The following is a 21,738-nucleotide window of genomic DNA, read 5'->3' on the forward strand; positions in this document are numbered from 1 at the left end:
CGCCGTGATGATGGACCAGCGCAGCTTGTATCGAGTTAGGGCGGAGGGGCTGCTGGCCCACATCTGGCGACGTTTGGAGGGCGCTCTGACAAGTACCGCTTTACTAGGGGATGATGGCACCGCGCGTTTGCAGCGTATTCGCTTTATTGGGGCGCTGGGCGTGATCGGGCATCCGCTTTATTTCGTCATCTGGACGAATATATTTCCCCAAGCTTACGAGAATATCTGGCTGCGGATGTTTGCGATGGTGGTTTTTATTCCATTGCTCTTCGCGACGCGACTGGCAAGATATCCGTGGCTTCCGGCCTATGAGCTGTTTGCCATCACGGTTGGAATGCCATTCGTTTTTTTCTTCATGTATCTCGAGAATGGCGGAGCTATGGTGTGGGCAGAGTCCTCGATTATTGCGATCGCGGTTCTTTTTCACTTCGGTTTGGCATTTGCAATGATCTCCCTTGCCGCAGGCGCTATGGGTGCGGTGACACTATTTTTGCTGATGGGGAATCCCGTCAATGCGTCGCTGTGGCAGGCGCTGACGATTCAACTACCGATTGTTGCCTTTGTGATTGCCATCCACGTGATCGTGGTCCGATTGAATCGGCGGATCATGACTGAAGAGAAGCGGCGCGGCATGGAGTTGGCGTTGGGCACGGTGGCACACGAGCTACGCACGCCGTTAGCCAGTCTCGCGTTGACAGCCCAAGGTATTCAACGACGGTTAGAGGGTTTGGTGCCAGTGGACCATCCAGACCTCCCAGTGCTACTGCAAGCCGTCGAGCGCATGCGTGCCGATGTAGTTCGTGCCAACACCAGCATCGAATTGTTGGTCGCCAACTCTAAAGACCCGCAAACCGTCAGCACCGGCTGGTTCGACCCGCACGAAGCGATCTGCTCGGCGGTGGGCGCCTACCCGTTCGAGCCGGGCACACGGGAGCTGGTGTCCATCGCGCCAAGCGCGGGCGTGCAGGTGCTGGGCAACGCCAGCTTGTTCGAGCACATCATCACCAACCTGACCAAGAACGCGCTGGAGGCGATCCACCGCGTTGGCAAGGGCAGCATCCACATCGGCTATGCGCTGATGCCGGAGACGGTGGAGATCGTGGTGCGCGACACCGGGGCCGGTGTGCCGCCCACTGTGCTCAAGCGGATGTTCCAGCCGTTCGTGTCCTACCCCGCGCATCGCGGCACGGGCATCGGCCTGATGTTCTGTCGCAAGGTGCTGCAGAGCTGGGGCGCAGGTATCTCATGCCACTCGGTGGAAAACGAATACACCGAATTCCGTATCCGCTTTCCGAACCCGCGCTGAGGCCGTCTGCGCCGGGCTCGGGAGTCCGCCGCTTACCTGCCGACCATGTTTTCCGGCCGCACCCACGCATCAAACTGCTCGGGCGTGACGTAGCCCAGCGCCAATGCCGCCTCGCGCAGGCTCGTGCCTTCTTTGTGCGCCTTCTTCGCAATCTGCGCGGACTTGTCGTAGCCGATATGCGGGTTGAGCGCGGTCACCAGCATCAGCGAGCGCTGGACCAGTTCGTCGATGCGGCTGCGGTTGGGTTCGATGCCCATGGCGCAGTGGTCGTTGAAGCTGCGCATGCCGTCCGCCAGCAACCGCACGCTGTGCAGGAAGTTGTAGGCAATCATCGGGCGGAACACGTTCAGCTCGAAGTTGCCCGATGCACCCCCTACGTTGACGGCGACGTCGTTGCCGAACACCTGGGCGCAAAGCATCGTCACGGCTTCGCTTTGCGTGGGGTTGACCTTGCCCGGCATGATGGACGAGCCCGGTTCGTTCTCGGGGATGGAGAGTTCGCCCAGGCCGCTGCGCGGGCCGCTCGCGAGCCAGCGGATGTCGTTGGCGATCTTGGTGAGGCTGGCGGCCAGCGTTTTCAGCGCGCCGTGCGCATGCACGAGGCCATCGGCGGATGCCATGGTTTCGAACTTGTTCGGCGAGGTGATGAACGGTAGACCGGTGAGTTGCTCCAACTCTGCGGCCACCTGCTCGGCGTAACCGGCGGGTGCGTTCAGGCCGGTGCCGACGGCCGTGCCGCCCAGTGCGAGTTCGCACAAGTGCGGCAGCGCGGCGTTCAGATGCGTTTCGTTGTGCTGTAACTGGGCGACGTAGCCGGAGAACTCCTGGCCGAGCGTGAGCGGCGTGGCGTCCTGCAGATGCGTGCGGCCGATCTTGATGATGTCGTTGAAGTCCGCCGCCTTCTTGGCAAGCGTTTCACGCAGCGTGCGCAGCGACGGAATCAGATGATGCGTGATGGCTGTCACTGCGGCCACGTGCATGGCGGTCGGGAACACGTCGTTGGACGACTGACTGCGGTTCACGTCATCGTTCGGATGCACGAGGCGCGACTCGCCGCGCTCGCCGCCCAGCAATTCGCTGGCGCGGTTGGCGAGCACCTCGTTCATGTTCATGTTGGTCTGTGTGCCCGAGCCCGTCTGCCAGACCACCAGCGGGAATTCGTTCGGGTGCTTGCCGGCGATGACTTCGTCGGCGGCGGCGATGATCGCATTGGCTTTGTCGGCGGACAGCAGCCCCAAGCGGTGGTTGACGGCGGCGCTGGCACGCTTGATGCGCGCCAGCGCGTCGATCAGTTCGCGCGGCATGCGGTCGCCAGCAATGTCAAAATTTTGCAGAGAACGTTGCGTTTGTGCGCCCCACAGGTGGTCGGCGGGGACTTCAATGGGGCCAAAGGTGTCGCGTTCGGTACGGGTAGTCATGGCGGGAAGAGGGCACGAGTGACGGGGGCGAACGCTCCAGTATAGGCAGAGCCCAGTGCCCTTTGTTGGCGGTAGGGCAGATGCCGGAACACGCCGTTTTGCCGGGTACACCGTTTGCGGGCCCGGGCGTGGCACGCCACAATGGCGGCTCCGCCGCACGCCCAACTGCCTCGCCATGTCATCTTCCGTTTCCGTCGACACGTCTCTCAAACCGCTGCTCTGGCTGGTGGCCATGGGTCTGTTCATGCAGACGCTGGATTCCACCATCGTCAATACGGCCTTGCCGGCCATGGCGCGCAGCCTGTCGGAAAGCCCGCTGAAGATGCAGTCGGTCATCATCGCCTATACGTTGACGACCGCCATGCTGATGCCCGCCTCGGGCTGGCTGGCCGATCGCTTCGGCACGCGCAAGATGTTCTTCGCAGCCATCTTCCTGTTCACCATCGGTTCGTTGCTGTGTGCGGAGTCGCGCAGCCTGACCATGCTGATTGCCTCGCGCGTGGTGCAGGGCGTGGGAGGGGCGCTGTTGATGCCCGTGGGGCGGCTGACGGTGCTGCGTGTGGTGCCGCGCGAGCAGTTCCTGCCGGCCATGAGCTTTGTCACCATTCCGGGGCTGATCGGCCCGCTGATCGGTCCGACGCTGGGTGGCTGGCTGGTGGAGGCAGCCTCGTGGCACTGGATCTTCCTCATCAACATTCCCGTGGGCGTGATCGGTGCGCTCGTCACGCTCAAGGTGATGCCCGATGTGCGTGCCGAGGATGACAGCCGTTTCGACTGGTCGGGCTATCTGATGCTGGCGTTTGGCATGGCGGCGGTGTCGTTCTCGCTGGATGGCCTGTCGGAATTGGGCTTCCAGCACGCGACGGTGCTCGTGCTGCTGATCTTCGGGCTAGCGGCGCTCACGGCCTACTGGTTGCACGCGGGGCGCGTGGCAGGGCCATTGTTTCCGCGCTCGCTGTTCGGTATTCCGAGCTTTTCAATTGGTGTGCTGGGCAACCTGTTTGCGCGCATCGGCAGCGGCGGTATGCCGTTCCTGATTCCGCTGCTGCTGCAGGTGAGTCTGGGGTATTCGCCGTTGCAGGCTGGCTTGATGATGGTGCCAGTGGCAGCTGCCGGTATGGCCGCCAAGCCGTTAGGCACGTGGGCCATCAAGCGCTACGGCTATCGACGCATGCTGTTTGTGAACACGTTGATGGTCGGCCTGATGATGGCCAGCTTTGCGGTGATGACACCCGATGTGCCGGTGTGGTTGCGCATCGTGCAACTGGCGCTGTTCGGCACCTTCAATTCGATGCAGTTCACGGCCATGAACACGCTCACGCTCAAAGACCTGAACGGGCCGCTGGCCAGTGCGGGCAACAGCATGCTGTCAATGGTGATGATGCTGTCGATGAGCCTGGGTGTGGCCGCCGCCGGCGCGCTGCTGACCGGCTTCACCGACTTTACCGCCGGGCCTGAAGGGCGCGACACGCTGGCCGCCTTCCACAAGACCTTCATCTGTGTGGGCGTCATGACGGCGGCGGCGGCGTGGATCTTCGCGCAGCTCTCGCGCTTCGAGTCAACGCAGGTCGTCAAGCAGCCCGAGATTGAAGTCCATTGACGACAGACGCCCTCTACTTTTGCCAGTAGCCGCGCATCTTCTTGGTGAGGTCCACCTTGGCTGCGGCGCGCGCCTCCGCAGCCGGGTCGGCACCAGGCTCGGGCGGCGGCCAGGCGCAGGCCTCGAACAGCGGTAGCAATGCGGGCGGAATGAAGCGCGTGCGCGATGCGTAGATGTGCCGATCGCCATTCGGTGTCTGCTGCGTGACGTAGAAGCGCTGCGGCACCAGGATGTCCAGATGCTCCCGCGCACGTGTCATCGCCACATACAGCAGGCGGCGCTCCTCTTCCAGCTCTTCGTGCGAGCCGGCGCCCAGGTCGGCCGGCATGCAGCCATCCACGGCGTTGAGCACATACACCGCCTTCCACTCCTGGCCCTTCGATGAGTGGATGGTCGAGAGGATCAGGTAGTCCTCATCGCGATACGGGTCGCCAGATTCATCGCTCGTCAGCTCAGGCGGGTCGAGCGTCATCTCGGTCAGGAAGCGTTCGCGCGTGGCGTAGGTGGCGGCCATGCGCGCGAGTTGGTCCAGATCGCCCTGGCGCACGGCGGCATCGTCGTGCAGGCGTTCCATGTGCGGCGTGTACCAGGCGCCCACGGCTTCGAGTTCGCTGGCCCATTCCAGGCTGTCTTTGGGTGCGCGCAACAGTTGCATCAGCGCCGTCAACGTGGCCCAGTCACCGGCCAGGCGGGCGGGTGGCTCGTGGGCGAGCAGCGCGGCAATCGGGTCCGCCGCCTCGGCCATGGCGTCGAGCACGCGTGCGGCAGTGGCGGGGCCTGCGCCCGGCAGCAACTGGATCACGCGAAACCCGGCGATGCGGTTGCGCGGGTTCTCGGCCCAGCGCAGCACCGAGAGCACATCCTTCACATGCGCGGCTTCCAGAAACTTGAGGCCGCCGTATTTCACGAACGGGATGTTGCGGCGCGTGAGTTCGATCTCCAGCGGCGCGCTGTGGCTCGCCGTGCGGAACAACACGGCCTGCGATTTCAACGCTAGCCCACCTTCACGGTGATGTAGCACCTGCTCAGCCACGCAACGCGCCTGCTCGGCTTCATCGCGCACCGAGATCAGCCGTGGGCGATGCGTTGACGCGCGATCCGTCCACAGCGTCTTGGCGAAGCGCTCGGTGGCAAAGCGCATCACGCCGTTGGACGCATCGAGGATCGGCTGTGTCGAGCGGTAATTACGCTCCAGCAACACCGTGTGCGCCGCCCGCGAAAAATGGCGCGGGAAGTCGAGGATGTTGCGCACGGTCGCTGCACGAAACGCGTAGATCGACTGCGCATCGTCGCCCACCACCGTCACGCCGCGGCCATCGGGGCGCAGTGCGCGCAGGATGGACGATTGCAGCCGGTTCGTGTCCTGGTATTCGTCAACGAGGATGTGGTCGAAGCGCGCGCCGATCTCGGCGGCCAGCTCAGCGTCGGACACCATGGCGTGCCAGTAGAGCAGCAGGTCGTCGTAGTCGAGCACGTGCTGGGCCTGCTTGGCTTCGACATACGCGTCGAACAGCGTGCGCAACTGTGCTTCCCACATCGCGCACCAGGGAAAGTGGTGCTTGAGCACGGCGTTCAGCGGGCTCTCGGCGTTGATCGCGCGCGAGTAGATCGCCAGGCACGTCTGCTTGAGCGGGAAGCGGCGCTCCTTGGTCGACAGGTTCAGCTCGTGGCGCACGACGTTGAGCAAATCCGCCGAGTCGCTGCGGTCGTGGATGGTGAAATCGGGCGCGAGGCCGACGCGCTCGGCGTATTCGCGCAGCAGGCGTGCGCCGATGCCGTGAAAGGTGCCGGCCCACGGTAGGGTCGTTTGGTACGAGGTGCCGGCCGCATGCAGCGCGCCATTGCTGCGCTCCCCCTGCATGGCGCGGGCGAGCAGATGACCGGCTCGGTTGGACAGCTCGCTTGCCGCCCGGCGGGAGAACGTCAGCAGCAGGATGCGTTGCGGGTCGGCCCCATTGGCGACCAGATGCGCGACGCGCCAGCCCAGCGTGTGCGTCTTGCCCGATCCGGCGCCGGCCAGGACGAGCAGCGGGCCGGTTTCCGCCGCATCCGCCCCGGAAATGCCGAACTCGACCGCGCGGCGCTGCTGGTCGTTCAGTTGCGCCAAGTACGCTGGCGCGTTGGCAGAGTCAGGAGTGAGTGAAGCGGAAAGCACGGCAGGGCATCACAGAAAATAACTGTATGAATATACAGCACTGTGTTGCCTGCCCAGGGATTCGATAGTGGTGATGCCACACCCAAACAACAGGTGTGGCATCACCGATTTGCAGCACGATCAGACCCGTGCTGCGTCAGACGAGCTTAGTGGCGCTGTTGTACATAGCGCTGCACATCGTCCAGCGTGACGTGGCCGGAGTGCGCCGCGTCGATCTGGTCGAAGTGCTTGGCCACGTAGCCAAGACCGCTGGCTTGTGCCTGCGCTTTGGTGATCGCGCCGCCGGCACCGAGCGTGGCGTTGGCGCTCAGCCGTTTGGTCAGACGTTGCTGCGCTTCCTGTTGTAGTTGCACGCCGGTGGTGGGCGCGACGGGCAGAGGCCGGTTGCTGGGGAAGAACGGGCCATCCACGCCATGGCCGCCCTTGGGCAACGTGATAGGCGCGACGGATTGGGTGGTCGGCGCTGCATGGGCCTGACCGATCGCCAACCCTACAAGCAGGGCCGGCAGCACGCGCCGCAGGATATTGAGAGGGGACATGATCATCGCTCCTTCCATCAAAGTTTAGGCGCCGAGCTTGCGGCGGCGGTCAGCGTTGGCGTGTCAGCGGGGTTCTCATCGGCCCACGGGGCGGGCAGCTTCGCCAGCGTCAGCGCGGACGGAATGGACTGGCCATTGAAATACGCCACGAGATCGCTCTTCATCTGCGGGCGGGCCACGTCATCCAGGTAGATCATGTGTCCGCCCTGGTAGAAGGTGACCTGCAGGTTGGGGTTCAGGCCCTGCACGGTCTGTAGACGCGCCAGTTGCTTCTCGGTATTGAAGAACGGCGTGGCGAGATCGTGGTAGCCGTTGGACGCCAGCACCTTCAATTGCGGGTTCATCTGGATCGCGGCCAGCAGGTCAGGCAACGTATCCGGCAGCGGCTGACCGTCGTGCGAGAAATCCCAGTTGCTGATGATGTTGTCGTTCAGCGGTGCGTAGGTCGCATTGGGGGCCGTATAGCCGAGGTAGTTCGGCATCTGGGTCTGCAGCGCCATGGTGAAGGGCTGTGAGATCAGAATGTCCGACGGGTCCGAATCGTTTGCCAGACGCGAATCCGAATTCGGCAGCGAGACACGACCGTCGTACCGACCAATCGTTATGCCGGGCAACAGCGACGTGTTGAACGGATTCTTGTTGAAGTAGCCCTGCAAGGCTTGCAGCGTCAGGCTTGACGGCGCTTCCCACGAGGCCAGGGTGGACTTGGACGGGTACACCGGCCTGCCAAGCGCATTTGGCGCCCCAAGCTGGCTGAGCGCCCAGGATTGCGCGTATGTCTTGAGCTGGCTGTACTTGTTCGTGACGAACTGCTCAGACTGCAGCGCATACGCAGCCTGGTTGGGCTGGGCCGGCGAGACCTGGTTGAAATACGAAGCCACCGCCGCATACCCCGGGAAGTAGCCCGCCACCGTATCGGTTGCAAGCTTCAGTCCAGCGGTGGAGTTCTCAATCGCCGTGGCTTCTACCGCATCCGCAAAGTAATTGAGGATGGACGACTGCAGCACGATCCCGGTGAGATGCACGCCCGCCGTTTCCAGCGCCAGCGCCAGCATGTCGGTGCGCGGTGTGCCGTAGGACTCGCCGTACAGATAGATTGGCGAGTTGGTGCGGTTGTTGACGGTCAGATAGCGCTGAATGAAATCGCGCATGACGTTGACGTCGACATCGCTGCCCCAGAATGAGCTATTGGTGTTCGGCGCGATCGCTTCTGAAAGGCCCGTTCCTGGCGGATCGATGAACACCATGTCCGTGGAGTCGATCAGGCTGTCGGCGTTGTCGACGAGCGAATAGTTGGGCCAGTTGGTCAACAGCGGGTCGGGCGTTGCCACACGCGTGGGCGCGAACGAGCCCAGGCGCAGCCAAATCGATGACGAACCCGGTCCACCGTTATAGAAGAACGTGACGGGCCGCGCCTGCCCGTTGCTGCTGGGCGCGGTGTACGCGACATACGACATCGTCGCCTCGGGGTTTCCGTTGGCGTCGGATGCCGTCAGGTGGCCGGTCGTGGTGGTGTAGTTCACTGGCGTTGCGCCGGCCGTCCATTGGTAATGCATGACGGCCGCCTTTTCCGACACCTGCGACAGCGCCAGGCTATCTCCCGCGTTGGACGAATACGCGACCGGGTCGACGTAAGGCTGGTTGGCCTGTGCCGTTTTCGCACTCACGTCAGCGGTGGGGCTTGCGCTGGCCGTGGACGCCACGGAGCTGCCGTCATCGCCCCCGCACGCCGTGACGAGTGATATGCCGACAAGCAACGCGCCGACGCCAACGAGCCGCCCTAACGTAGGAGCGCGGCCACGGTCATCACCACCGAAACTACGGTTTGGTTTCATTTGCATCCCTGTGATTGATGAGATACGAACAAAAAAGCCGCTTGGCGGGGAAGCCATCAGAAAATAGGCAAAAAATGCACGCGTGAATGCATCGGCGAAATCCATGGGATTTCACGCCGTCCATCAAAGCGTGCGGAAACGAATTGCCTGAAGTCTTCTAAATGAGATCGATGCGTTAGCGGCGGGGTTTTGCGCAAACTTGGGTATTTGAAAAAGAGGTGCCCAGGCTGCGCAGAAAGGCGCTAAGGCAAAGCGCAGCCGCCAGAGGGTGGCGGCTTGGAGGTCGTCGGGTCGATCGCGGGCTTCAAATCGTTATTGGTGATACGTCCCGGTAATGCGCTCGTTCTATCTCTATCGCATTCTTGCAAGCTTGCAGACAACATGCTGTCTCCCGGATCAGGATCGTTGTCGGGCCATGAACGGCTTGGACTGTGGCCGATTTGCGCACCTTTTGGGTGGTCGGCTAGAGAGTCGCCATCAGGTCGGCATCAAAAAGAGTGGTTGAATCATAGAGGCAAAATGCGCACTGTCAATGGAGTGCCACTTCGAATTTCGGCCTTTGTAATTTTGATGAGAAATCGATGTTTACGGAAAATTACACGGAAAATTTTCCATGTGAATCTGTGTGATAACGATATGGTGTTTCGCGATATGCGCTTCCACGCTTCCAAAGCGATTTGTCTGGTGCTTTTAGTATCGCGATAGATTGATTATTGCAATCTCTATTGAACGAGATTGAACGCGCAAATGCCCGGTATTGGTGCGAGGCGTGTTTGCATTCGCAGCGTAGGACTGGAGTGCGGTATGACGGAAAGCCCGGGGTGGGTGGCTCGTCACCGGCATCGACGGCGGCGTGGCGCCAGTCGATGCCGTGATGTGAAGACAGAGGAGCTGTTGCCTGCGTGCGGGTTGGGCGTCGTCAGATGCCGTCGCGCAGCGACTTCGCGAAGTCTTGCGGCGAGGTGCGTTGATTGACAGCGTTGATCAGATCGGCCACGAACCACGGCAGGATGAGCTTCGTGCCCGGATCGCTTACGCCGATGCTCAGCGTCTTGTGCGAGGACAGTTCGGCTTCCGGTGCCTGCTGGGGCGACCGTTGGGCCGGCTGTTGGACCGACGGTTGTGCGGATTGGCTGCGCGCCAGCATGGCCTGGAGTTCCCGATCGGAATACGTGGCCGACGTGGTCGTCAGCGCGGACGCGGTCATGGCCGCGGACATCAAGGCCGATGCCACGACGAAATGTTTGAGAGTTGCGGCAGCCATGTCAGGCCTCCATCGACAGAAAAAGATTGAAAGGGTGGCGACCGGTTGCAGTGCGGTCACAGGCAGCAATGATCCACCATCGGATCGTTGCGCAGGCTTAGGGTTCCGTTTCGCTCAGAAAAGCGTAAACACCGCGTGCGATCGATCAACTTGCCTGCGGCTGCAATGCGATGACGGTCATCCCCACCAAGGCGATGGCGGCACCGCCGATGTCCCAGCGCGTGAGCGTGATGCCATCCACCAGGCGCAGCCAGACCAAGGCCACGGCAATGTACATGCCGCCGTAAGCGGCATAGGTGCGGCCCGCGGCAGTCGGGTGCAACGTCAGCAGCCACGCAAACAACGCCAGCGAGGCCGCTGCAGGGAGCAACAACCAGACGGACTTACCCTGCCGCAGCACCAGCCACGGCAGGTAGCAGCCGACGATTTCCGCCACGGCGGTGACGGCAAAGAGCAAGGCGATACGAAGGAAGTCCAACATACGGTGCGCAAGCGGTCAGAAGCGAGGCGCCGATTGTGGCACGACCACCTGCCGTCAAGCGATGACGCCCGTTAGCGCAACGAGCGCTTCCACTTCGGCTCGCGTGGCGGCATACGCGCCAGGGTGCGAGGCCGTCAGCGCAGCGGCGGCGGCCGCCTTGCGCAGATGCGTTTGCGCGGGGGCATTGGGCGCTTGCAGCAGGCTGGCCAGCCAGCCGCCCATGGCCGCGTCGCCGCAACCGACCGTGTCGACCACCCGCACCGGGAACGCGGGTTGCGCGATGCGTTGATCGCCGTGCAGCCATTGCATACCGGCCGCCCCGAGTGTGAGCAGAATTTCGGCTTGCGGGGCGTGTGCGCGCAACGTCGTGAGCGGATCGGCCTCCTCCGGAAACAGATGGTGCAGGTCTTCATCCGACACCTTGATGACGGACGCGATGGCCGCCATGCGCCGGAACAGCGGTGCATAGTGAGGCGCCTCCATCGCTACGCGCCAGTTCGGGTCGAAGGTGATGCGTATGCCTTGTATCGCCAGCGCTTCGGCCAGTGCGACCAACCGGCTGGCGAGCGGCTCACGTGCCAGACTGATGCAGCCGAAGTGGGCAATCTCCACGGCGGTCTGCCAACCTTCGGGCAGCGCCCGTGCGTCGAAATGTAGGTCGGCACTGTCATCGCCGACAAAGAAGTAGTGCGGCGGCTGCGTGGAAGTCACCATCGCGAGCAATGGGGAGCGGTCCACGCGTTGCAAGAAACGCAAGTCCAGTCCGGCCGCCTGTGAATCGGCGAAGAGCGCATCGCCGAAGACGTCGTTGCTGATCGCGCCCGCATAGCCAGTGAGCACGCCCAGCCGCGCCGCCACGCGCGCCACGTTCCAGCATGCGCCACCCGGCCGGGCGAGCCACTGGCCGTTGCCCTGGTTCAGGAAGTCGGTCAGTGCTTCACCGAAGACGACGAGGCGGGGCAGGGGCAGCGTGGTGGTCATGCGGGCAGGGGCAGATCAGCAGATAGGGTGGACGGTGCCGTGGGCAATGGCGACGCGCGGCGGTACAGCGCGCGGAACATCGTCAGCCGGTCGGCAAGGCGCGCGTGGCGGGCGGCATCAGGCCGGTACGTGGCCAGCACGCGGGGCTTGGCGCAGACGATGGCTTCGGCGCCGCCATCGGCCATCCAACCCAGGCGCGCAGCACCGAGCGCGCCGCCGGCTTCGCTGCCGACGTGCGTTGTCAATTCCGTGTTGAGCGTGTCGGCCAGCAACTGCGCCCAGAACGGGCTGCGCGAACCCCCGCCGACAAACGACAGGGATGCCACCTGCGTGCCTGCTGCGCGCAGTGCGTCCAGCCCGTCGGCCATGCCGAAGGCCACGCCTTCGATCACGGCATAGCCGAGGGCGGCACGGTCGCTCTCGTGCGACAGGTTGTGGAAGTGGCCCTGCGCCAGCGGATCGTTGTGCGGCGTGCGCTCGCCGGAAAGATAAGGCAGGAAGACCGGCGCCGATTCCCGCGCGGTTTCTGGCAGCGCGGCAATCTCGTCGAGCAGCGTGGCTTCGGGCACGCTGGTCAGCCGACAGAACCAACGCAGGCAGCTCGCGGCAGAGAGCATCACACTCATCTGGTGCCAGCGTCCCGGCAGCGCGTGGCAGAACGCGTGTACGGCCTGGGCGGGGTTGGGGCGGAACCGGTCATTGACCACGAAGATCACGCCTGACGTGCCCAGCGACAGGAAGCCATCGCCCGGCTGCGTGGCGCCAATCCCCACGGCACTGGCTGCGCCGTCGCCGCCGCCGCCGGCCACGATGACGTTACGCGCCAGGCCCCACGCATCGGCCACCTCGGGCAGCAGCGTGCCGCTGGGCGCGCTGCCTTCTACCAGACGTGGCATCTGCCGGCGCGACAGGCCCGTCGCGGCGAGCAGTTCGTCAGACCAGGCACGCTGCGCCACGTCCAGCCACAGCGTGCCGCCAGCGTCCGACGGGTCGGATGCGCGCTCGCCCGTTAGACGCAGGCGCAGCGTGTCCTTGGGGAGCAGCACGCAGTTGATGGCGTTGAATACATCGGGCTCATGGCGCGCGCTCCACAGCAGTTTCGGCGCGGTGAATCCGGGCATGGCCAGGTTGCCGGCGATGGCGTGCAAGTTGGGCACACGGCGTGTCAGTTCGATGCATTCGGCGGTGCTGCGGGTGTCGTTCCAGAGCATGGCGGGGCGCAGCACACGGTTGTGTGCATCGAGCAGCACCGCGCCGTGCATCTGGCCCGACAGGCCGATGGCGCGTGTCGCGGCAAAGGCCTTGGGCGCCGCGTCGCGCAGTTTGCCGACCGCCGCACATGTGGCGTGCCACCAGTCGTCGGGGGACTGTTCCGCCCAGCCCGGATGCGGCCGCGACACGGATAGCGGCTGGCCAGCTGTGCCGACGATGGCGCCCGCTGCGTTCAGCAGCAGCGCTTTGACTTCCGAGGTGCCGAGATCGATGCCGAGGTACATGGGGGCCACCGGGTGAGTTGCGCTCAAGCCGGGATTGTCGCGCGAATCAAAGCGAGGTCATACGGTGTGGTCAATCCGCCGTGGCGGCGTGCTCGGTGGCCAGCCAGGCCCGTACGTGCTCGACGGCGTTGCGAACGAGGCCCGTGAGCGCTTCAGTGCCGGCCAAGCTACCCCACAAGGCGGCGTTTTGGCAGTACACGGCGATCGGGTCTTCCGCATCGAGCATGGCCCGTGCGGCGGCGGGATCGAACTGCCCATCCTGATAGGCATACGGCAACGTGCCCGCCCTCCAGCGTTCCAGAAACACGAAGAACAGCGCCGGCAGCATCGCCGTGGCCTGCGGCACATGCCCGCGTGCGAACGACTCCACCAGCGTGGGTGTGATGAAGCCGGGGATCTTCGAAAAGCCGTCGGCCGCCACACGCTGGTTGGTGTCACCAATGTGCGGATTGGCGAAGCGGTCGAGCACGGTGTCCCGGTAGGCTGCCAAGTCGAGCGGACTCGGAGAGAGGCATGGAATGACGTCATCCGTCACGTAACCCCACGCCATGCGGTGGATGGACGGTACGGCCACGCTCTCGTCGATGGTGCGCAGCCCCAGCAGTGTGCCGGCCCATGCGATGCAGCTATGGCTGGCGTTGAGCACGCGGATTTTCGCTTCCTCATACGGCAGCACCGAGGCGACGAATTCCACGCCGACGCGCTCCAACGCTGGGCGCCCGGCGCGGAAGTCGTCTTCCACCACCCATTGCGCGAAGGTCTCGGCCATGACGGGGCAGCGATCTTGCCAGCCCGTCTGTGCGGCGACGCGTTCGCGCAGCGCGTCGGTTGGGCGCGGCGTGATGCGGTCGACCATGGTGTTGGGTGTGCTGGCGTGCGCGTCGAGCCAAGCAACGAGATCGCCATCGCCGCGCAGGGTGAGGAATTGGCGCAGGCCATGCGCCATGCGCTCGCCGTTGTGGCGCAGGTTGTCGCAATTGAGCAGCGTGACGGGTGCGCCGCCGCGCTGTACGCGCAGGCGCAGCAGGCGGGCCAGTGCACCATAGAGTGTGCAGGCGCTGCCACGCAGGTCGGCCGCAATATCCGGCTGTGTGGTGTCGAGCTGGTGCTGTTGATCGAGGTAGTAGCCGCCTTCCGTTACGGTGAAGGAGATCACGCGTGTTTCGGGCGCGGCACCGATCTCGCACAGCGCGGCGAGTTCCGCATCCCAGGACACTACGGTATCGACGGAACAGATGCGCGTGTACTGGCGGTGCCCGGCGGTGTCGACGGTTTCCAGCGTGTAGGCACCGTGCTGGGCAGTGAGGTCGCGCAGTAGCGCAGCCGCATCGTCGCGGATATTGGCCAGCGCCAGGCGCCACGACGTATCGCCAGCCTCGCGCAGGCGATGCAGATACCACGCCTGATGCGCGCGATGGAACGAGCCGGCACCCAGGTGTAGCCAGGTAGAAGAAGCGTTGGCGGAAGGCATAGGAATAGCGGTGAGGCGTCAGGCGGCCAGTTGGGCATGCAGGCGCGGCAGCGCGCGGCCCTCGGCGTCGAACAGGTGGCAGTGGGTGGCTTCCGAGGCCAGCGTGATGGCGCTGCCGTGCGCGAGCTTGGTCGACTCCGGCACGCGCAGCACCAGGCCATCGGGCGCGGCCTCGCAATCGGCATGCAGGTACGCCACATCGCCGAGGGATTCGATATGCGTGACCGATGCCCCCAGTGCACCGGCCGCATCCAGATGTAGATGCTCGGGGCGGATGCCGAGCGTGACGGTATCGTCCGCGCGCAGTTCACCCGGCGATACGGCCACGCGCTGTTGACCCCCTGCAAGCCTCACGTCCACACCGGACGCATCGACGCGGGCGACGGTGCCGCGCAGGAAGTTCATCTTGGGTGAGCCGATGAAGCCCGCCACAAATTGGCTGGCCGGGTGGTGATACAGCGTGTGCGGCGAGCCGACCTGCTCAATGCGCCCATCGCGCAGCACGACGATCTTGTCGGCCAACGTCATCGCTTCCACCTGATCGTGCGTGACATAGATCATGGTGGTCTTGAGCGCGTCGTGCAGGCGGGCGAACTCCAGGCGCATCTTCACGCGCAGTGCAGCATCCAGGTTGGAGAGCGGTTCGTCGAACAGGAACACCTTGGGCTCGCGCGTGATGGCGCGGCCGATGGCCACGCGCTGGCGCTGTCCGCCGGAAAGCTGGCGCGGCTTGCGGTCGAGCAATGCATCGATGTGCAGCACCTCGGCAGCGCGACGCACGGCGGTGTCGACAGCTTCACGCTTCATGCCCGAGAGCTTCAGGCCGAAGGCCATGTTGTCGTACACGCTCATGTGCGGATACAGCGCGTACGACTGGAACACCATTGCAATGCCCCGCTTGGCGGGCACCACGTCGTTCACGCGCGTTTCGCCGATCAGCAGGTCGCCGCCGTCGATGCTTTCCAGACCCGCGATCGTGCGCAGCAACGTGGATTTGCCGCAGCCCGAGGGGCCGACAAACACGACGAATTCGCCGTCGGCAATGTCGAGGTTGATGTCGTGCAGGACGGTGTTCTGTTCGTAGCGTTTCTGCAGATTGCGCAGGGTCAGGCTGGCCATGAGGTGTCTCCTTAGGCGTATTCGCTATTCGTATTCGGTTCAGGCGGGCGTGGCGAGGGTCGACGTCAGGGCGTCGGCCAGGGCCCGCATATCGGTGAAGACGTGGCGTGCACCGGCAGCCAGCAGGCGCTGTGTGGCAACGGCCGGTACATGCGCGACGCCGGCAAAGCCGAAGACGGTCAGGCCGGCCGCTCGGGCGGCGCGCACGCCAGTGTCGCTGTCTTCAATGACCAGGCATTGGGCCGGGCTCGCACCCAGGCCAGCACACGCGGCGAGATATACGTCAGGCGCCGGCTTGGGCCGCGGTGTTTCATACGCGCTGTAGATGTGCGGGCCAAACACGTCGAGCAGGCCGGCGCGGCGCAGGCTGGCTTCTATGCGCGGGCGGCTGCTGTTGCTGGCAACGGCCTTCGGCTGCGGCAGGGTGGAGAGCAGGTTGGCGATGCCGGGCACCGGTTGCGATTGCGTCGCGCAGTCGTGCTCGACATCGGCTAGCACGTCGGCCAGTTGCACATCGGACAGCTGGAAGCCGATGCTGTTCTGCAGCTCACTCAGCAACGCCATCGTGTTCATGCCGAGGCGCGGCTCCAGCATTGCCTCCAGCGCCGAAGCGGAAAGATGGGGCACATGCGGACCCAGCGTGCGGATCAGCGCGCGCAGCGCCACCGATTCGCTGTCGATCAGCACGCCGTCGCAATCGCAGATCAGGTAGGCGGGTGCAAGCGTGTTCATTTGACGGCCCCGAACGTCAGGCCGCGCACCAGTTGGCGTTGCGCCAACCAACCCAGCATAAGGATCGGCGCAATGGCGAGTACAGAGGCGGCCGAGAGCTTCGCCCAGAACAGCCCTTCCGGATTCGAGTAAGACGCGATGAATACCGTGAGCGGTGCTGCGTCAATGCTGGTGAGGTTCAGGCTCCAGAACGCCTCGTTCCACGACAGGATCAGCAGGAGCAGCGCGGTGGAAGCCAGCCCGGGCAGCATCGTCGGCAGCAGCACGTAGACGAGTTCCTGCCAGAGGTTGGCTCCGTCCATGCGCGCGGCTTCCAGAATCTCGCGTGGTACGTCGTTGCAGTAGGTGAAGACCATCCACACGGCAATCGGCAGATTGGCGAGCGTGTAGACGATGACGAGCGCGGTAATCGAATCCAGCAGCCCAGCCGTCTTTGCCAGCAGATACACCGGCAGCAGCACGCCCACAGCCGGCATCATCTTCGTGGAGAGCATCCACAACAGCACCTGCTGCGTGCGCTTGTTCGGGAAGAAGGCCATCGCATACCCAGCCGGAATGGCAATCGCCAATGCCAGCAACGTGGAGATGACCGACACCGCCAGCGAATTGCCGAGGAAGCTGGGGTAGTGCGCGCGCTCCAGCACCTCACGGAAGCTATCGAGCGTGGGCGTGAACCACAGCGTGGGCGTGTAGGCATCCTGCTCGGTCTTGAACGCCGTCAACGCCGCCCACGCAATGGGGAAGAACAGCGCTAGGGCAATCGCCCAGGCCAGCACGCCGGCAAGCCGTGTGCGCCAAGTCGTCGTCAGCGTGCTCATTGCTCGTGCACTCCCTTCAGGTTGCGGGCCAGCATGCGGACCAAGAAGAACGCCACGACGTTCGCCAGCACCACGGCGACGATGCCGCCGGCCGACGCAATGCCGATATCGAACTGCTGCAAACCCAGGCTGTAGACGAAGTAGGCGAGGTTGGTGGTGGACGTGCCGGGGCCGCCCGCGGTGGTCGTGTGGATCTCGGCAAAGATGGAGAGCAGGAAGATGGTCTCGATCATCACCACCACGGCAATCGCGCGTTTCAGGTGCGGCAGCACGATGTGCCAGAAGATGCGCACCGGGCTTGCGCCATCGAGCTGCGCCGCTTCCTTCTGCTCGGGGTCGAGCGATTGCAGCGCGGTGAGCAGAATCAGGAAGGCAAACGGTGTCCACTGCCACGCGACGATGATGATGACGGAGAGCATCGGATGCGTGGCCAGCCAGTCCACGGGCTCGGCGCCGAACAGGCGTGCGACCCATGCGGCCAGGCCGTACACGGGGTGCAGCATCATGTTCTTCCAGATGAGCGCCGCCACCGTTGGCATGACGAAGAACGGGCTGATGACCAGGATGCGCGCCACGCCGCGCCCCGCAAACGGCTGGTCAAACAGCACGGCCAGCAACGTGCCCGCCACCACGCTGATGACGAGCACCGACCCAATCAGCACCAGCGTATTGCCGATGGCCGGCCAGAAGGCCGGGTCTTCGATCAGGAAGCGGTAATTGTCGAGGCCAGCCAAGCCGGTCTGATCGGGGTTGAGCAGGTTGTAGCGGCTGACCGAGAAATACAGGGTCATCGCCAGCGGCACGATCATCCACAGCAGCAGCACCAGCACCGATGGCGAGACCAACAGCGTCGGCAGCCAGCGCCGCGTGCGCTGCGTCGGCACCGACACCGGGGACGGCGTGCCACCCACGCCATTCACGTGTGACTCCAATACGTGTTCCATGAAACCTCCGGGCGCAGCCGCCGCTGCATTACTTCAGGTAGCCGCCTTGGCGCATCGCACGCTGGGCCTGCGATTGCGAAACGCGCAGCGCATCGTCCACGGTTGTCTTGCCGGTGAGCGCGCCGGCAATGGCCTGGCCCACCACCGTGCCCAGCGACTGGAACTCCGGAATGGTCACGAACTGCACGCCGGTGTACGGCACCTTCTGCGCGGATGGGTCGTTCGGGTTGGCGGTCTCGATGGCGCGGCGCACGAAGCTCGAGAACGGCGCTGCCTTCTGGTAAGCCGGATCGTCATACGTCGATGCCCGCGTGCCCGGTGGCACCTCGCTCCAGCCCTGGGCCTTGGCAACCGCACGGATGTATTCCTTGGACGTTGCCCACGCGGCAAACGTCTTGGCCGCCTCCGGCGACTTCGACGACTTCGGCACCGCCAGCGCCCAGATCCACAGCCAATGCGAGCCCTTGGGTGTTGCTGCAATTGGCGCGTTGGCAAAGCCCACCTTGTCGGCCACCTTCGAATCCTTTGCGCTGCTGACCATGCCGGCGGCGACGGTGGCGTCGATCCACATGCCGCACTTGCCGCCCGAGAACAGCACGAGGTTCTCGTTGAAGCCATTGCTGCTGGCGCCCGGCGGGCCGTACTTCTTCAGCAGATCAACGTAGGTGTTGACGGCCTGTTTCCACTGCGGCGTATCGATGGTCGGCTGCCATTTTTCGTCGAACCAGCGGCCGCCGAATGTGTTGACCATGGTGGACACCAGCGCGATGTTCTCGCCCCAGCCCGCGCGCCCGCGCAGGCAGATGCCGTAGACGCCTTTGGCCGGGTCGTGCAGCTTGGCCGCGAACTTGGTGATGTCATCGTACGTAGGCTGCTCGGGCATCTTTAGGCCAGCCGCGTCAAACAGGTCACGGCGGTAGTATGTCATCGAGCTTTCTGCATAGAACGGCACGGCGTAGAGCTTGCCGCCTTGCGACAGGCCATCGCGCACGGTGGGCAGCAGGTCGGCCGCGTCGTAGCTGGCGGGCATGTCCAGCGGCACGAGCCAGCCTTTCTTGGCCCACAGCGGCGCTTCGTAGCCGCCAATCGTCATCAGGTCGAACTGGCCGCTGCCGGTGGCGATGTCGGTGGTCACGCGCTGGCGCAACACGCCTTCTTCCAGCGTGACCCAGCGCAGCTTGATGTCGGGGTGCGCTTGCTCGAACTGGCTCGACAGTTTTTGCAGCACGATCATGTCGGGGTTGTTGATCGTGGCGATGGTGAGCGTGGTGGGCGCGGCGTATGCCGTGGCGACGGAGAAAGCGGAAAGGGCGGGGAGGGCCGCGAAAACAGTCAGCTTGAGTAGATGGGATGGGCGGGCCATCCCGCGCAAAAGCGTGCGGAACATGCAGTCGTCTCCTTTTTGGAATGTGACGATGCGGGCGCATCGTCCGGACTTGCTGCGAGGGCGTGAGCAATTGTCCGTGTTGTGAGCAAATAATCGGATGTGGTTTCGTGCTTGTCAAGCAAATGCTCGTTGAGAGGGCAAAAGCACATAAAAACGCGCTAGGATGCGATCTCATATCGCCGAGGTTCTAGAGGAGACGCTGCGTGTCCAAGCAGCAAGAGAAACGAGATCAGGCCGCCCGCGCGGCGTGGCTCTACTACGTGGGCAACCACACGCAACATGACATTGCCGAGCAGTTGGGCGTGTCGCGCCAGATCGCCCAGCGGCTGGTTGCCTATGCGGTGGAGCACGGGTTGGTGAAGGTGCGTGTGACGCACCCAGTGTCAGCGTGTCTGGAGTTGGCGGAAAGCCTGCGCAGCCGCTTCCGGCTGGAGACCTGTCACGTGGTGCCAGCCGCCGCGGACGATGCCGAAACCGCCCAGCGCATGATCGCGGTGGCGGGTGCGGAGACCATGGAGCGCTACCTGCTGGCGGAGGCGCCGCGTGTGGTGAGTGTTGGCTCGGGCCGTACGCTGCGTGCCGCGATTGACCAACTGCCCGATCTGGACCGGCCACAGCATCGCATCGTGTCCATGGTCGGGGCGATTGCGGCGGATGGCTCGTCCAACCGCTATGACGTGGCGCTGGCTGCGGCAGAGAAGACCCGTAGCCGCTATTACCTCTTACCCGCGCCGCTGGTGGCCGACAGCGCGGAAGACACACGTCAGTGGTGCCAGCACCGGCTCTATGGCGTGGTGGCCGATCTGGCCGCGCAGGCGGATGTCACGTTCATCGGCGTTGGCACGATCGCGCCGGGTTGCGCGTTGCAGGTGGATGGCTTCATCAGCGCGCAAGATGTGGAGGAGCTGCTGGCACATGGTGCAGCGGGCGAACTGATTGGCCGCCCGATCGACGCCCACGGCCGCCTGCTGGATTTGCCGCTGCAGACGCGCATCACCAGCCTTCCGCTCAAGCCGATGCCCGCGCGCCCGGTGATCGCCCTGGCCGGTGGCATCGCAAAGGCGGGTGCAATCGCAGCGGCCCTGCGCGGTGGGTGGCTGACCGGTCTGGTGACCGACGAAGCCTGCGCGCAGCAGATCCTGCAAGCAACAGGCTGAGTTAGCGCCCGGATGCCGGCGGCAACACCGGCGTCACCGTAAACCCACGCGCCGCCAGCAGGGCCGGAATGCCCTTGGGCCCGATCATATGCAGCGCGCCCACGGCGCCGAATACGCGCTGCCCACTGTCATGCACGCGCGCAATGTTTTCCGCCATGGCGCGGTTGCGGTTGGTGACCAGACGCTGGAAGGCACGCTTGTCGGATGGCGTTTTCAGGCAATCGCACCATTGCGGATAGTGCTCCAGCGTATCGAGGTCGCTCTCGGCCCAGGCGTTGGCGAGCGTCAAGGTTTCCGTACGCGCTTCGCCCGATTCGATGGCGTCGAGCACCGTGTCGAACTGCTGCGCCATTTCATTTTTCGGCACGATTTCATTCAGCACGCGCATCTGCTCGCTCAGAGTTTCCAGCGGCACGATGGGCACCTTTGCGCCCTTGGCGTAGGTAGTGAGGAACAGGTCGATACCGAAGTCGGGATAAAGCCCATCGGTGCGCACGCCCAGCACGGCCAGTGAGGCGAGTTGCAGGGTCGGCTGGAACTTGCGGATCTGCGTCAGCACCGGTTCGGGCAAGCATGACGTGGCAAGCAGCTTGTTGAAGCGTTGGCCACGGCGACCGGTCAGCAGGCGGCGCTCGTCGTTGGTGGTGCCGGCTTCGAGCGCTTTGCGGCTGTCGCCCTTGTCGAGCAGGTCGAGTTCAAGCGCGATGGCGTCGCTGTGTTTGAGCGCATCGCGCAGGGTGGGGCCAGGCAGCATCCAATCGGCCCGGGCGACGTGGATGGTGCCGTAGAGCCACGAGGTGTGGCCGTCTTTCTCGATGCGCCAGAGCAGGCCGTGGTCGGTCGCACGTTGCGCGGCGGCGGCCCAGCCGTCCTTGGGGACGAAGCTGGTGGCGGGCGGCGGGCAGTTGTCTGGCGTCGATGTGGGTGGCGGTGTGTCTTGCGCCGTGGCGGTGCCGATGCCCACCAGCAGGCCAAGCGCGGCCGCCAGTGCGCGCCACGTGGTGCGATTCCGTGCCATCACGTAACTCCCCGTTT

The 21,738-nt window shown here is 64.2% G+C and carries 18 protein-coding genes; 3 read left to right on the forward strand and 15 right to left on the reverse strand.

The features are described from left to right. Positions 1–10: 10 nt before the first annotated feature. A complete protein-coding gene (locus ACN9M1_RS18065; protein ID WP_426400756.1) occupies positions 11–1,306 on the forward strand; it encodes a sensor histidine kinase in 1,296 nt (431 codons plus the stop codon). Between the two features lie 32 nt (positions 1,307–1,338). Here ACN9M1_RS18065 and fumC read toward each other — a convergent pair whose 3' ends face one another. Continuing rightward, positions 1,339–2,724 (reverse strand): class II fumarate hydratase, encoded by a 1,386-nt coding sequence (gene fumC / locus ACN9M1_RS18070; protein ID WP_426399938.1) that lies wholly within the window; start codon positions 2,722–2,724, stop codon positions 1,339–1,341. A 175-nt stretch (positions 2,725–2,899) separates the two neighbouring features. On the opposite strand from fumC, the gene mdtD reads away from it, so the two are divergent. Next, complete coding sequence (gene mdtD, locus ACN9M1_RS18075; protein ID WP_426399939.1) at positions 2,900–4,324, forward strand: multidrug transporter subunit MdtD; 1,425 nt, start codon at positions 2,900–2,902, stop codon at positions 4,322–4,324. 13 nt (positions 4,325–4,337) lie between these two features. On the opposite strand, the gene ACN9M1_RS18080 is transcribed toward mdtD, so the two are convergent. The 13 genes from ACN9M1_RS18080 to ACN9M1_RS18140 all read right to left on the reverse strand — a co-directional run bounded on the left by ACN9M1_RS18080 (position 4,338) and on the right by ACN9M1_RS18140 (position 19,546). Next, a complete protein-coding gene (locus ACN9M1_RS18080; protein WP_426399940.1) occupies positions 4,338–6,479 on the reverse strand; it encodes an ATP-dependent helicase in 2,142 nt (713 codons plus the stop codon). Between the two features lie 146 nt (positions 6,480–6,625). Then, positions 6,626–7,024, reverse strand: a complete 399-nt coding sequence (locus ACN9M1_RS18085) for a 2-oxoglutarate dehydrogenase (RefSeq protein ID WP_426399941.1) — start codon at positions 7,022–7,024, stop codon at positions 6,626–6,628. An 11-nt stretch (positions 7,025–7,035) separates the two neighbouring features. Next, entirely contained in the window at positions 7,036–8,853 is a 1,818-nt protein-coding gene (locus ACN9M1_RS18090) for a S10 family serine carboxypeptidase-like protein (protein WP_426399942.1), read from the reverse strand. 919 nt (positions 8,854–9,772) lie between these two features. Further along, a complete protein-coding gene (locus ACN9M1_RS18095) occupies positions 9,773–10,117 on the reverse strand; it encodes a hypothetical protein (RefSeq protein ID WP_426399943.1) in 345 nt (114 codons plus the stop codon). A 145-nt stretch (positions 10,118–10,262) separates the two neighbouring features. After that, on the reverse strand, positions 10,263–10,598 hold the full coding sequence (locus ACN9M1_RS18100; RefSeq protein WP_426399944.1) for a YnfA family protein: 336 nt from the start codon (positions 10,596–10,598) through the stop codon (positions 10,263–10,265). Between the two features lie 54 nt (positions 10,599–10,652). Next, complete coding sequence (locus tag ACN9M1_RS18105; RefSeq protein WP_426399945.1) at positions 10,653–11,579, reverse strand: carbohydrate kinase family protein; 927 nt, start codon at positions 11,577–11,579, stop codon at positions 10,653–10,655. Beyond that, positions 11,576–13,075, reverse strand: coding sequence for a xylulokinase (gene xylB, locus ACN9M1_RS18110; RefSeq protein ID WP_426399946.1), 1,500 nt, complete (start codon positions 13,073–13,075; stop codon positions 11,576–11,578). Before xylB ends, ACN9M1_RS18105 begins: the two co-directional genes overlap by 4 nt. A gap of 70 nt (positions 13,076–13,145) precedes the next feature. Continuing rightward, the gene (dalD, locus tag ACN9M1_RS18115; protein ID WP_426399947.1) at positions 13,146–14,546 is read right to left on the reverse strand and encodes a D-arabinitol 4-dehydrogenase; all 1,401 of its coding nucleotides are present in this window, start codon (positions 14,544–14,546) and stop codon (positions 13,146–13,148) included. An 18-nt stretch (positions 14,547–14,564) separates the two neighbouring features. Further along, positions 14,565–15,665, reverse strand: coding sequence for an ABC transporter ATP-binding protein (locus ACN9M1_RS18120; RefSeq protein WP_426399948.1), 1,101 nt, complete (start codon positions 15,663–15,665; stop codon positions 14,565–14,567). Between the two features lie 39 nt (positions 15,666–15,704). Continuing rightward, positions 15,705–16,397: an HAD family hydrolase gene (locus tag ACN9M1_RS18125; protein ID WP_426399949.1), complete on the reverse strand. Its 693-nt coding sequence runs from the start codon at positions 16,395–16,397 to the stop codon at positions 15,705–15,707. Further along, a complete protein-coding gene (locus ACN9M1_RS18130; RefSeq protein ID WP_426399950.1) occupies positions 16,394–17,215 on the reverse strand; it encodes a carbohydrate ABC transporter permease in 822 nt (273 codons plus the stop codon). The genes ACN9M1_RS18125 and ACN9M1_RS18130 overlap by 4 nt, the downstream gene beginning before the upstream one ends. Then, positions 17,212–18,159 carry a carbohydrate ABC transporter permease gene (locus ACN9M1_RS18135; protein WP_426399951.1) on the reverse strand — a complete coding sequence of 316 codons (948 nt, stop codon included), beginning with the start codon at positions 18,157–18,159 and terminating at the stop codon, positions 17,212–17,214. Before ACN9M1_RS18135 ends, ACN9M1_RS18130 begins: the two co-directional genes overlap by 4 nt. A gap of 28 nt (positions 18,160–18,187) precedes the next feature. After that, positions 18,188–19,546 carry an ABC transporter substrate-binding protein gene (locus ACN9M1_RS18140; RefSeq protein ID WP_426399952.1) on the reverse strand — a complete coding sequence of 453 codons (1,359 nt, stop codon included), beginning with the start codon at positions 19,544–19,546 and terminating at the stop codon, positions 18,188–18,190. A 203-nt stretch (positions 19,547–19,749) separates the two neighbouring features. Here ACN9M1_RS18140 and ACN9M1_RS18145 point away from each other — a divergent pair, with 203 nt between their 5' ends. Beyond that, positions 19,750–20,703 (forward strand): sugar-binding transcriptional regulator, encoded by a 954-nt coding sequence (locus ACN9M1_RS18145; RefSeq protein WP_426399953.1) that lies wholly within the window; start codon positions 19,750–19,752, stop codon positions 20,701–20,703. A 1-nt stretch (position 20,704) separates the two neighbouring features. Here the strand turns inward: ACN9M1_RS18145 and ACN9M1_RS18150 are convergent, their stop codons facing one another. Beyond that, complete coding sequence (locus ACN9M1_RS18150; protein WP_426399954.1) at positions 20,705–21,721, reverse strand: TraB/GumN family protein; 1,017 nt, start codon at positions 21,719–21,721, stop codon at positions 20,705–20,707. Positions 21,722–21,738 lie beyond the last annotated feature (17 nt).

This window comes from Ralstonia sp. R-29 (genome assembly GCF_049913345.1).
Lineage (GTDB): Bacteria > Pseudomonadota > Gammaproteobacteria > Burkholderiales > Burkholderiaceae > Ralstonia.

Excerpts from the sequence above, each read along its gene's own strand:
- ACN9M1_RS18135 (WP_426399951.1), bottom strand. The coding sequence starts at position 18,159 with ATGGAACACGTATTGGAGTCACACGTGAATGGCGTGGGTGGCACGCCG.
- fumC (WP_426399938.1), bottom strand. The coding sequence starts at position 2,724 with ATGACTACCCGTACCGAACGCGACACCTTTGGCCCCATTGAAGTCCCC.
- ACN9M1_RS18125 (WP_426399949.1), bottom strand. The coding sequence starts at position 16,397 with ATGAACACGCTTGCACCCGCCTACCTGATCTGCGATTGCGACGGCGTG.
- mdtD (WP_426399939.1), top strand. The coding sequence starts at position 2,900 with ATGTCATCTTCCGTTTCCGTCGACACGTCTCTCAAACCGCTGCTCTGG.
- ACN9M1_RS18150 (WP_426399954.1), bottom strand. The coding sequence starts at position 21,721 with ATGGCACGGAATCGCACCACGTGGCGCGCACTGGCGGCCGCGCTTGGC.
- ACN9M1_RS18130 (WP_426399950.1), bottom strand. The coding sequence starts at position 17,215 with ATGAGCACGCTGACGACGACTTGGCGCACACGGCTTGCCGGCGTGCTG.
- ACN9M1_RS18120 (WP_426399948.1), bottom strand. The coding sequence starts at position 15,665 with ATGGCCAGCCTGACCCTGCGCAATCTGCAGAAACGCTACGAACAGAAC.
- ACN9M1_RS18140 (WP_426399952.1), bottom strand. The coding sequence starts at position 19,546 with ATGTTCCGCACGCTTTTGCGCGGGATGGCCCGCCCATCCCATCTACTC.
- dalD (WP_426399947.1), bottom strand. The coding sequence starts at position 14,546 with ATGCCTTCCGCCAACGCTTCTTCTACCTGGCTACACCTGGGTGCCGGC.
- ACN9M1_RS18095 (WP_426399943.1), bottom strand. The coding sequence starts at position 10,117 with ATGGCTGCCGCAACTCTCAAACATTTCGTCGTGGCATCGGCCTTGATG.
- ACN9M1_RS18105 (WP_426399945.1), bottom strand. The coding sequence starts at position 11,579 with ATGACCACCACGCTGCCCCTGCCCCGCCTCGTCGTCTTCGGTGAAGCA.
- ACN9M1_RS18100 (WP_426399944.1), bottom strand. The coding sequence starts at position 10,598 with ATGTTGGACTTCCTTCGTATCGCCTTGCTCTTTGCCGTCACCGCCGTG.
- ACN9M1_RS18090 (WP_426399942.1), bottom strand. The coding sequence starts at position 8,853 with ATGAAACCAAACCGTAGTTTCGGTGGTGATGACCGTGGCCGCGCTCCT.
- ACN9M1_RS18085 (WP_426399941.1), bottom strand. The coding sequence starts at position 7,024 with ATGATCATGTCCCCTCTCAATATCCTGCGGCGCGTGCTGCCGGCCCTG.
- ACN9M1_RS18065 (WP_426400756.1), top strand. The coding sequence starts at position 11 with ATGGACCAGCGCAGCTTGTATCGAGTTAGGGCGGAGGGGCTGCTGGCC.
- xylB (WP_426399946.1), bottom strand. The coding sequence starts at position 13,075 with ATGTACCTCGGCATCGATCTCGGCACCTCGGAAGTCAAAGCGCTGCTG.